The sequence below is a fragment of the Pleomorphochaeta naphthae genome, from assembly GCF_055396005.1.
Genome location: NZ_AP042457.1, coordinates 737,072 through 749,539, shown reverse-complemented (window position 1 = coordinate 749,539; position 12,468 = coordinate 737,072). Strand labels below are relative to the sequence as shown.

9 protein-coding genes are annotated in these 12,468 nt (G+C 29.4%); 1 reads left to right on the top strand and 8 read right to left on the bottom strand.

Annotated elements, in window-relative coordinates:
* Positions 1-2 precede the first annotated feature (2 nt).
* The 3 genes from uvrA to ACZ5SO_RS03480 are packed head-to-tail and all read right to left on the bottom strand — an operon-like array spanning position 3 to position 5,467.
* Positions 3-2,837 (bottom strand): excinuclease ABC subunit UvrA, encoded by a 2,835-nt coding sequence (uvrA, locus tag ACZ5SO_RS03490; protein WP_464626812.1) that lies wholly within the window; start codon positions 2,835-2,837, stop codon positions 3-5.
* Positions 2,827-3,867: a (E)-4-hydroxy-3-methylbut-2-enyl-diphosphate synthase gene (gene ispG / locus ACZ5SO_RS03485; protein WP_464626810.1), complete on the bottom strand. Its 1,041-nt coding sequence runs from the start codon at positions 3,865-3,867 to the stop codon at positions 2,827-2,829. Before ispG ends, uvrA begins: the two co-directional genes overlap by 11 nt.
* 19 nt (positions 3,868-3,886) lie before the next feature.
* Positions 3,887-5,467, bottom strand: a complete 1,581-nt coding sequence (locus ACZ5SO_RS03480; protein ID WP_464626809.1) for a hypothetical protein — start codon at positions 5,465-5,467, stop codon at positions 3,887-3,889.
* A gap of 207 nt (positions 5,468-5,674) precedes the next feature.
* On the opposite strand from ACZ5SO_RS03480, the gene hcp reads away from it, so the two are divergent.
* On the top strand, positions 5,675-7,318 hold the full coding sequence (gene hcp / locus ACZ5SO_RS03475; RefSeq protein WP_464626808.1) for a hydroxylamine reductase: 1,644 nt from the start codon (positions 5,675-5,677) through the stop codon (positions 7,316-7,318).
* An 82-nt stretch (positions 7,319-7,400) separates the two neighbouring features.
* On the opposite strand, the gene ACZ5SO_RS03470 is transcribed toward hcp, so the two are convergent.
* From ACZ5SO_RS03470 to ACZ5SO_RS03450, 5 genes are all read right to left on the bottom strand, one after another.
* The gene (locus tag ACZ5SO_RS03470; RefSeq protein ID WP_464626807.1) at positions 7,401-7,643 is read right to left on the bottom strand and encodes a hypothetical protein; all 243 of its coding nucleotides are present in this window, start codon (positions 7,641-7,643) and stop codon (positions 7,401-7,403) included.
* 583 nt (positions 7,644-8,226) lie between these two features.
* The gene (locus ACZ5SO_RS03465; RefSeq protein ID WP_464626806.1) at positions 8,227-8,664 is read right to left on the bottom strand and encodes a V-type ATP synthase subunit K; all 438 of its coding nucleotides are present in this window, start codon (positions 8,662-8,664) and stop codon (positions 8,227-8,229) included.
* Positions 8,665-8,694: 30 nt separating this feature from the next.
* Complete coding sequence (locus ACZ5SO_RS03460; protein WP_464626805.1) at positions 8,695-10,536, bottom strand: V-type ATP synthase subunit I; 1,842 nt, start codon at positions 10,534-10,536, stop codon at positions 8,695-8,697.
* Entirely contained in the window at positions 10,537-11,148 is a 612-nt protein-coding gene (locus ACZ5SO_RS03455; RefSeq protein WP_464626804.1) for a V-type ATP synthase subunit D, read from the bottom strand.
* An 8-nt stretch (positions 11,149-11,156) separates the two neighbouring features.
* Complete coding sequence (locus ACZ5SO_RS03450; protein ID WP_464626802.1) at positions 11,157-12,458, bottom strand: V-type ATP synthase subunit B; 1,302 nt, start codon at positions 12,456-12,458, stop codon at positions 11,157-11,159.
* Between the last annotated feature and the right edge of the window lie 10 nt (positions 12,459-12,468).

Here is a 12,468-nt window from a genome sequence, read left to right as displayed (position 1 = left end):
GTTTACTCTAACATAGGTTTTAAAAATTGTCCTGTGTAAGATTTTACATTTTTTGCAACTTCTTCCGGAGTTCCTGTAGCAACTACCATTCCTCCTCCATCTCCTCCATCTGGACCTAAATCTATTATGTGATCTGCTGTCTTTATTACATCTAAATTATGTTCAATTAATACAACGGTATTTCCGTTATCTACTAGTCTATTGATAACTTTCACTAATAATTTTACATCAGCAAAATGAAGACCTGTGGTAGGCTCATCTAAAATGTATAATGTCTTTCCAGTATTTGTTTTAGATAACTCTAAAGATAATTTTACCCTTTGTGCTTCTCCACCACTTAGTGTTAAAGCACTCTGTCCTAATTTTAAATAACCTAAACCTACACTATCTAAAGTCTCTAATTTTCTTCTTATTTTATTAAATGGTTTAAAAAATTCTTTTGCTTCTTCAACAGTCATCTCTAGTACATCATAAATATTTTTACCTTTGTACCTAATAGATAAAGTTTCAGTATTGTATCTTTTACCATGGCAAACATCACATTTAACAAAAACATCAGGTAAAAAATGCATCTCAATTTTTATATTCCCATCACCATTACAATTTTCACACCTTCCTCCTGCTACATTAAATGAAAATCTTCCACTTTTATAACCTCTTGCTTTTGATTCTGGCAAAGATGCAAATAATTCTCTTATGGGAGTAAATGCTCCAACATACGTTGCAGGATTTGACCTTGGTGTTCGTCCTATTGGGCTTTGATCTATATTTATTAACTTATCTATATTTTCATATCCTGTTATCTTTGTATATCCATCATAATTAAAGTTTTTACCATTTAATTTCCTTTTTAAAGATGGAACAACAATTTCATTTAGCAATGTTGATTTACCACTTCCAGATACACCTGTTATAACTACTAATTTACCTAATGGAATATCAACATCAATGCTTAATAAATTGTTTTTACTTGCACCTTCTATCCTAATCTTCTTTCCATTTCCTTTTCTTCTTTTTTTTGGAATTTCTATTTGTTGTCTCTTAGATAAAAACTGGCCTGTTATGGATTTAGGATTTTTTTCAATTTCTGAAGGAGTTCCTTCAGCTATTATATATCCACCATGAACTCCCGCACCTGGACCTAAATCAACTACATAATCAGCTTCCCTAATGGTCGCCTCATCATGTTCGACTACGATTAAGGTATTTCCTATATCTCTAAGTTTCTTTAATGAATTTATTAATTTCTCATTATCTTTTTGATGTAGTCCAATTGAAGGCTCATCTAAAACGTACATAACTCCTGTTAATGCTGAACCTATTTGAGTAGCTAATCTAATTCTTTGAGCTTCCCCTCCACTTAATGTTCCACTATTTCTATCTAGAGTTAAATATGATAAACCTACATTATCTAAAAAGGATAAACGGTTATTAATTTCTTTTAATATCTCTTTTGCTATTTTACTCTCTGTTTCATTTAATTTTAAATTTTTAAAAAATAATAGACTATCTTTTATTGAAAGGGAAGTAACTTCCATAATGTTTTTATTGCCTACTAATACATTTAAGGCATCTTCTCTAAGTCTTTTTCCCTTACATGTTGGACAAGTTTTGTGAGATTTATATGAATCATACCAAGCTTTCATATGCATACTAGTGGTTTGGTAATATCTTCTCTGTAATTCTTTTAAAACTCCTTCATATTTTTTATAGACGATTTGTTTCGAATTTATTCCATTATCATAATTTATTGGTATCTCTTTATTATATCCATATAATATTATATTTAAAATTTTCTTAGGTAATTTTTCTATTGGTGTATCTAATGAAAAATTAAGAGCTGTTGAAAGAGAATTAAATAATGCTTTGTTCCAATTTGCTTGTGGATTATGTGTCTTTATCCCATGTTCATTTATACTCAAAGAAGGATCTGGAATTATTAAATCTAAATCAAATTCACTTACTATACCTAGGCCTTTACAGGTGGGACAAGCTCCGTAAGGATTATTAAAAGAAAATAACCTAGGTTCTAAATCAGCAAATGTTATTCCACAATGAGGACAACTATTTCTTTGAGAGTAAACTTCATCTCTCTCAAGCGTTTCTCCATCTTCTCTTGTAAGAAATGTAACTTTAACTAAGCCATTGGTCATCTCTATTGCTGTTTCTAAAGAATCAGATAACCTAGTTCTATTTTCTTTATTTAAAATTAATCTATCTACTATAATATCAATATCATGTTTAAAGTTCTTATCTACTTGATCGATATCTTCTAACATGCACATTTTATTATCTATCTTTGCTCTTTGGAAACCAGCATTTCTTGCATCTTCAAATACTTTTTTATATTCTCCTTTTCTTCCTCGAGCAACTGGTGCACTAATTATCAATCTTGTATTTTCTTCATAAGAATAAATTGCATCAATTATTTGATCTATGCTCATTTCTGTAATTTCTCTTTTACAGACAGGACAATATGGTTTTCCAATCCTTGCCCATAAGAGTCTATAATAATCATAAATTTCCGTAATTGTGCCCACTATTGATCTGGGATTTTTGTTCGTAGATTTTTGCTCTATCGCAATAGAAGGAGAAAGCCCTTCTATATACTCTACAGCAGGCTTTTCTAATCTTCCTAAAAATTGTCTCGCATAGGCTGATAAGCTTTCAACATATCTTCTCTGCCCTTCTGCAAATATTGTGTCAAAAGCTAAAGAACTTTTACCACTCCCACTTAATCCACTTACAACTATTAATTTATCTTTATCTAATGTTAAATCAATTGATTTTAAGTTATGCTCACTAGCACCTTTAATAATTAATTTATTATTCCCCATTAATTGCCTCTAATAATGCTTTTTTTGCGTCTTGAACACTTACTTCTAAGCTTAGTTTTCCTTTTTTATATAAGAAAACTTTATTACCTATTCCGGTAATAGCAAAATCAGCTTCTTTTGCTTCTCCTGGCCCATTTACTTGGCATCCCATAATTGCAACTGAGATGTTTTTTTTCAACTTTAATAAGTCAGGCTCAATTTCTTTTAAGAATCCTATCGAATCAAATGAATTTCGTCCACATCTAGGACAGCTAATAATCCTAACACCAGTATCTCTTAATCCCAAAGTTCTTAATATTTCAACACCAGCAAATACTTCATCTTCAATGTTTCCAGTTATTGATATTCTCATAGTATCGCCAATACCTTTTTTAATTAAGTTTCCTAATACCCATGTTGATCTTGCAACTGAAGAAACAACAGAACCAGCCTCAGTAACTCCTATGTGGAGAGGGTAATTACTTTTCTGTGCAAATTGTTCATTTGCTATACGAGTTTCTTCTAGATTTGTAGATTTTAAAGACACTACTGTATTATAAAAATCTAATTCTTCAAACCATTCTAAATATTTTAAAGCATTGTCGACCATAATAGTTGTATGATCTCCTAACCCTTTAGGCAAAGAACCTGAATTTAATCCTATCCTTATTGCTGCTCCATTATCTTTTGCTGCCCTAACAACTTCGTCAACTTTCCATCTTGCACCAATATTCCCTGGATTAATTCTAATTTTACTAAACCCACACTCTAGTGCTGCTATTGCCATTTTAAAATCAAAATGGATATCAGCTACTAAAGGCATACTAGATTTTTGGTTAAGATATGTAAAAGATTTTCTATCATCATCTGTAGGATATGAAAATCTCATCAAATCACATCCCATTAAAGATAGTCCATTCATTCTTGCTAATAGGTCATCTAAATCTTTTATATTTCTAGGAATTGGACTGTCGTACATTGTTTGAATTGATATAGGATAGCCTTTCCCAATTTTGAGATCTTTTACTGTTGCAATAATTGGCTTATTCATCTTTTTTCCTTATATTAATCTAAGAGTCTATCACATTATCCCAACTTGTATCATTAATTAAAGGTATCATAAGGTTTTGTAAAATTGATAACTCTAATAATACATATTTTAATAAAGGAGAGTTCTTAGAATTTTTATCATGTTTTAAATGTTTATATAATCTAAACAAAAATTCAGAAGCGAAATCAAAACAGTTTATTAAAAATAAAAGATTTGAATTCATAAATATTTCTTCTAAATCTACATTCTCCCATTCAATATAATTAATATTGTGATAAAAATAAATAGATGCTTTATCATATAAACCTAAATTTAATAAGATTAATAAGAAATAAAAATTAAAACTATTTAAATCAAAATAATAATAAAATATTCTATTTAGAGCACAACTATAAGCACTTCTACTTAAAAAATTAACTTTCTCTATTTCTACAAGTCTTTTTGATATATTATCTTTGTTTATATTCTTTAAATGATTAGTTAAAGTAATAATTCTATCAAAGTTATCTACTATATCAGTGATATCAGCTATAATCTCATTATTTCCAATTACATTTTGTTGGTTATATCTAATTTTACTCCAATAAAATTCTATATATTCTTTGCTACTATAATTTATAGCGAATTCTAATAAGGATAAATTATATTCAAATTCAGAGAGAGAAGTATCTTCACTCAAAAATTTATGATATGTGAAAAAATCAGCACTATTAAATAATAAAAAAATTTTCATAATTTGGAAGTTTTCATCTTTCTTAAAAAATAAATCTTCTTCCATATTTTTAAGTAAACTTTGTATATAAGATGGTGAAAAATATTCTAAAAAAAATGGCAAAAATATATAAAATTCATTAAATTCTATATTTGTATATATAACTTTTGTTACTTCGAAAAAATTATCCATATCGTTTAGATATAGTATATCTTTTGCTAATTTTGAAAGATATAAATCTAAATATTCTATAAGAACTTCGGTTTCAAAATTATATAGTTCACTCAATTTGCAAATTAAAATTATCACATCTTGATAGATTTCTATCCTATCTGATACATTTGAAATAGAATAATCTAAATTCACAAACGCAGTTTCGCAAGTAAATAATATACTTTGTTTTGTACTTGTTATTTTATTAACTACATCTTCAAGCATTGTATTGATTGAATTTAAATAATTTTCTTTTGTAAGTGTTTTATTATTGCTTAGTTTTCCATAAATTGATAAAGCTGTAGACAAGGTTATGTCATTTATCTCAGCTATTCTTTGATTGTCTAAAAATTCATCAATAAGGGATAATTCTTCTAAATCATTAAAATCTACATTTTTGCAAGTATCATTTATATCTATAAATTTACTGTCAAAGTCTTCATTAAAAAATAAATTCTCACAACTATGGAAATCAATTTTTCTATTTATATTAAAATCTTTATCTTCATTATTGAAAATATTATTATCAAAATCAATTTTAGTTAAACTATCTTCGTCTATTAAATCAAGAAAGAGTTTTAACTCACTTAAAATTTGAAATTTAGTGTGGCCTTTTAGGAAAAGAAGTTTAGCTCTCTTGTTGAATAAAGCCAACATTTTTAAACATTTTTTCATTATTTTTACCAATCTTTGTCTTTTTTAACTATTTTATCAGTTTTTTTTATTATAACAGATTTTAATTCTAAATACTATTTTTAAAAAATTAAAAACATTTCAAATATTTATATAATTCGTTGCTAATGCAACAGAAATATATATGCTATAATGTTATTGTTCATTTATAAATATTAAATGAATAATATTTCAACAAGGAGAAATAATATGAAATCAGAAATGTTTTGTTTCCAATGTCAAGAAACAGCTGGTAACAAGGGTTGTACTGTAAGAGGTGTATGTGGAAAATCTTCAAACACTGCGATTTTACAAGATTTACTTATTTATGCTACAAAAGGCTTAAGTGTTGTTACTACAAAACTAAGAGCTGAAGGTAAGAAAGTTGACACTGTAATAAATCATTATGTCACTGTTAATTTGTTTACAACTATTACAAATGCTAACTTTGATGATGATGTGTTTGTTGCTAGAATTTTAGAAACAATCAATTTAAGAGATAAGCTGAAAAAACAACTATCAGATTCTACTAATCTTCATGATGCAGCTACTTTCAATTTGACAACTATTGATCAAATTACTTCTAAAGCAAAGAGTGAAAAAGTTGGAGTATTGGCCACTGGAGATGAAGATGTTCGCTCCTTGAGAGAAATGATTACCTACGGGCTCAAAGGTGTTGCAGCTTATGTTGAACATGCTAATGCTTTAGGTTTTGAAAACGAAGATATTGATATTTTCATCCAAGACACTCTTGCAAAATTACTCGATGACAGTTTGACAGTTGATCAATTAGTTGCTTTAACATTAGAAACAGGTAAATGTGGTGTTGATGGCATGGCTTTATTAGATACTGCAAATACTAAAACTTATGGTAATCCTGAAATTACAAAAGTTAATATTGGTGTTAGAAATCGTCCAGGTATCTTAGTTTCTGGCCATGATCTTGGTGATATTGAAAAACTTCTTGAACAAACAAAAGGAACTGGAGTTGATGTATATACTCATGGTGAAATGCTTCCTGTACACTATTATCCTGAATTTAAGAAATATGATAATCTCGTTGGTAACTATGGTAATGCATGGTGGAAACAAAAAGAAGAATTTGAAAAATTCAATGGCCCTATCTTAATGACAACTAACTGTATTGTTCCTCCTAAAGATTCTTATAAAGATAAGATGTTCACAACTGGTGCAGCTGGTTATGCAGGTTGTAAACATATTTATGGTGCTAATGCTAGTGAAAAAGATTTTACTCAAATTATTAAATTAGCTCAAAAATGTGCTCCACCTGAAGAATTAGAAACAGGAGAAATTATCGGCGGATTTGCTCATGAACAAGTTTTTGCTCTAGCTGATACTGTAGTTGATGCAGTTAAATCAGGTGCTATTAAAAAGTTTGTAGTTATGGCAGGTTGTGATGGTAGACAAAAATCAAGAAGTTATTACACTGATTTTGCTCAAGCTCTACCAAAAGATACTGTTATCTTAACAGCTGGTTGTGCGAAATATAGATATAATAAATTAAACCTAGGTGATATTGGCGGAGTCCCAAGAGTTTTAGATGCAGGTCAATGTAATGACTCTTATTCTTTAGCTTTAATCGCTCTTAAACTAAAAGAAATCTTTGAACTAAACGATGTTAATGAATTACCTATAATTTATAATATTGCTTGGTATGAACAAAAGGCTGTTATTGTACTCTTAGCATTATTATATTTAGGCGTTAAAGATATTCATTTAGGACCTACTCTACCTGGATTCTTATCTCCAAATGTAGCTAAAGTTTTAGTTGAAAACTTCGGTATTGCGGGGATTGGTTCTGTAGAAGATGACATTAATGCATTTTTTAACTAAAAAACATATTTACTAATAACACAAAAAGGATTGTTTTCCATTAACGAAAACAATCCTTTATATTTTATACATTTTAGATATATTAATTAATTACATATTCAAGACTAACATATTCTCCTGCTAGAAGATTAGGATTACCATCCCAACTGAAAGTAAAAGCATAAACAATTTGCCTTTCAAAATAACTAGCTGGAATTTTACTTTGATTGAATTTCACTGAAATATTTGGTTTAATATATGAATCATAAAATTGTGCATCATCGTTTAATGTAGTAGTAAATGAAGTTGTAGTAATATCAACATCAATAGCTAAATCATCATTCATGTTAGAAGAAGCATAAATTAAAAAGAAATTTGTATTTCCACCATAATTTAGAGGCTGTTAAATCTCAATTTCATATACACTAGAACCTTCTTCAAGTAAATTAGAATAATAATATAAAAAATATTGAACTGAAAAACCTTCTATAGTTGTATTTAATTCAACAGTAGAAGAATTGGCAAATGCTAAATATTTAAAGATAGTGCTTATAGCTAATATTGTTAAGAATTTTTAGCTGGGCTACTAGTTTAAACTTACTTAGTCTATGTTTTTCTTAAACTTGGTAAAAAGTCAGCTAATGTCAATTAAAATGTTAATTTATAAACTATTAGTCACTCATAATATATTATTTACTTACTCTAAATAAAATTAATTAATATTTAATTTAATACTTTATTATCAATTATTTCAAAAAAACTAAATTTAGAGAGTTTATATAACATTTATAATTTAAACTCATATTTAAATTTTTCTTATATTTTTTCTAACAAAAAGGAATTTTTTTATCCTTAAAAAACTTAAGCTATTAATAGATATAAAAAAAAGAGCTCATAAAGAGCTCCCATAAATAATATATTAAAAATGCTTATTGTAATAATAGTAGTGAGAATACCAATGTGAACAATGCAACTGTTTCTACAATACCAATTACAATAAAGTAGTTTGCTGTACCTTTTCCAGTTTCTGCTAAAGCATCACAAGCATTTGCACTAGTTTTACCTTGCATTAATGCAGATAAACCAATTGCGATACCACCAAATACACCTACACCAAGAGCTAAAATTGATGAAGCGCCAGCATCTAAAGCACTTGTAATGAAGTTCATTAACAAGAAACCGTAAATTGTTTGTGTTAAAGGAGCACCAGCAAAAGCAACCATAATAAATGGAGCTGGCTTACCATTAGCATAACACTTCTTCCATCCACCTACAGCAGCTTGAGCAGCGATACCTGCACCTAAAGCAGAACCCATTGCTGAAAGAGCCAAAGCACAAGCTAAACCAATAAAACCTAAACTATTCATTTTAATCTCCTTAGTTGTTATTTATACAACCTATTTAACATTTTCAGTTACCGTTTCTTTAAACGGTTCATATTCAATTCCTGACCACTCCATTCCAAGTTGTCCAGAAAATTCTAATAAATTCAATCTAACACCATGAACGATGACAGATAAAAGACCCATTACTAAATTCAAAGAATGACCAATAATTAATATAATTACTGCCACTATAGTTGTTACTCCACCCATCAATGGCGCTGCCATTTGGTTAAAACTTTGAGCAATTGCAAGTGTTGCAAGTCCAACTGCAAACAAACGAATATAACTCATAAGATTAGAGAAACAACTTATTGTATCTAAGAAATTAGTAAAAATTCCCCCAAGACCCTCTTTAATACCTTTTGCAAAAGATTGACCAGGTTTTTGTGCTCCAAATAATGTAACTAATACAAAGCCAACCAAGATTATTGGGAATACTATTGAATAATTACATGGAGCTTGGATAACAAGATTTAATACTACAAAATATAGAACTAATATATCCATTGTCCAACCAATATCTGCAATCAAAGAAATGTCTTTTTTGCCTATTTTTCTTACAATATTAATAACTTCGGCTAAAGTTAATTGTATTGTACCTAAAATAAAACAGAACTGCATTATATTGTCTTGAGTCGTCTTTGATGTCAAATCAAAATCGGTTGGGAAGTTCGTAATTTTAGGTATTACTAAATGCTTTAATGGGGTATTCATTAATATTATTTCAGATCCAAACCAGGTTCCTGTTAACGACCCCCAAATCATTGTTGCTATAGACAAAACATACAACAGTAGATTAGCAGTAGTTAATTTTTTACTCTTAACTTGCATTAATACACCAGCTAACAAGAATATAAGACCATATCCTGCATCCCCGATAATCATTGCAAAGAATAGAGTAAAGAACATTAAAAACCATAGTGAAATATCACCTTCATGATAGCCTGGAACTGTACCTAAGATATCAAATAAAGGTTTTATAATTCCAACACCTTTTCTATATTCAACTAAGGTTGGAGGATTATCATCTTCCCCTGGATCTTCACTCATATAACCCCAACTATTCTTTTTAGCAACTTTTTGGAACTTGTCAAATTTAGTCATAGGTATGTAGCCAGTTATGTAAGAAAGATTATCATCAGATTGAGTCTTACAGGAAACATGATCAAATTGGATTTCCATCTCGCATTTTTTAATAAAATGTTGATAACAATCTAAATATTTAGCACAACTAGCTAAATAAGCTTTAATTTCTTCAACTTTTTTTGAATTTAGTTCTACTCTTTGTCTTAAGGAGTTTAGACTATCTGAAGGGAGTTCAAACATCTTAGCTGGAAATGCTGGATCAAGTTTTTCATTGATTGTCGCTATAGCTATTTGCTTATCTACCTCATCTAGTTGAATATATTCAACATTCTCATCAATTGAAGCTAATTCTTTCTTTCCTAAAGTATAAAAAGTTAGTTCTATTCCATTATCTTTTAATTTTTCAATATCACTAGGTTCGAAATTACCCCAGTTCTTAATTCTATCAATAGTTAAATTATCTTTGACGATATTTTCTTGTAATATTTTTTGATCATTAATCTTTTGACTAATTTCCTTATGTAATTTAACAAAATCACTTTCATCAAGTATCTCTTGTTTAATTTCTTTTTTATCACAAGAACAATCTTCAATATTAACTTTTGCTCTATTTAATAGCTCCAACTCACTTAATAATTGTTCACCTTTTTTACTCTTTGAATTATCAGTATAAATATGCATTAAACCATTCTTACGAAGAGTTTTTAACATATCAGTTTTATCATGAGAGAGAACAATTACTGTTACTTTTTTCATGGGTACTATCATCTAAGAAACCCCCACAACTTTACTTTTAGCAATTTTACCTCTTACAACAGCTGCTGTCTGTTGATCTCCTAGATAAATGCCAATTCGTCTAATATTCTCTTTTGCCTCAGGAATCTTAACTTTTTCAAAAAGGTTAACCCTTTGAGATGTAGTTCTAAGTTCCTTTGACAATAAGTCGATTTGAGTTTCTAAAGTACTTATCAAAGCATCAAGTCTAGCATATTCTTTAAGTGTTAAAATACCATCATCTACCCACAAAGGATATTCAGCTAAATCATAATCAATTTCTTTAAAAGTTAATTCTTTAAATTCAGGTATTGTAACTCCAGCTATATTACTCTTAACTTTGACAACCTTATCAACTCTAACAATATTAGATAGATCTTTATTTTTATCAAAGGCTGCATTTTCCGCGTAAACGCAAATCCAGTCTTGCATTCCATCAACAAGCTTATCTTGCTCAAGGCGCAACTCTTTAATCCTACTCTCTATACCTCTTATAACCATTTGAAGTTGTTGTTTCTTCAACTGTAAGGTAGGAAGATATCGAGTAAATTGTTTAAGCTGATCTTTTTGCTTTTTTTGCTCGTTTTTGGTCAATTTGACTGCCATGTTACCTCCTAAGCATCCTTCTTAGGCCAACGTGCGATAATTAAATCACTCTTTAATCCTGTTTCATTAGGTTCAAAACATTCACTTAAAATTTCCCAACCTAAATCTAAAGCTTCTTCAAGAGGAATATTTACACTTAAGTCCATCATTTTTGATTCGAATAATTGACCGTACTTAAGTAATTTATCATCCCACTCAGTCATTTGGAATCCCATAGATTTCTTTTCTAAAGATTCTTTGTATGATGCATATAACTTAATCATTGCATCCATTAATGCTCTGTGGTCATCTCTTGTGTCTTTATTAACTTGTTGTTTAAGTCTTGAAAGAGAACCAAATGGCTCAATTCTGCCACCTTTTAAATAATATTGACCCTCAGTAATATATCCAGTGTTATCTGGTACTGGGTGAGTAACATCATCACCAGGCATTGTTGTTGCTGCTAAAATTGTTAAAGAACCTGCTCCTTCAAAGTCAACAGCTTTTTCATATCTAGAAGCTAATGAAGAATATAAATCACCAGGATAACCACGGTTTGATGGAACTTGGTCCATAGTAATTGCCATTTCTTTCATTGCATCAGCAAAGTTAGTCATATCTGTTAATAAAACAAGAACTTTTTTACCATCTATAGCAAACTTTTCTGCGACTGCTAAAGCCATATCAGGAACTAGCATACATTCAACAGTAGGATCACTTGCTGTATGGATAAACATGATTGTTCTACTCATAGCACCACTTTTTTCTAGTGTATCTTTAAAGAATAAATAGTCATCATATTTTAGTCCCATACCACCTAAAATAATCAAATCAACTTCAGCTTGCATAGCAATTCTAGCTAATAATTGGTTATATGGTTCTCCAGAAACAGAGAAAATTGGTAACTTTTGACTTTCAACTAATGTATTAAATACATCAATCATTGGAATACCTGTTCTAATCATGTTTCTAGGAATAATACGTTTTGCAGGGTTTACAGATGGACCACCAATATCGATCATATTTTCGTCTAAATTAGGACCATTATCTCTTGGAACACCACTACCTGTAAAAATTCTTCCAAGTAGATTATCACTATAAGATACTTTCATAGAGTGTGATAAAAAGCGAACCTTATCTCCTGTTGAAATACCAGCAGCACCAGCAAATACTTGTAAAGAAACTAAATCTTTATCTAATTTAATAACGTTGGCATAGCTTTCACCTGTTGCTGTTGTAACAATTGCAAGTTCTCCATTTTTTATACCCTTTGCTCTAACAGTAATAACATTACCGATAATGGATTCAATTTTGGTATATACTTTTTGCATTTTACACTCC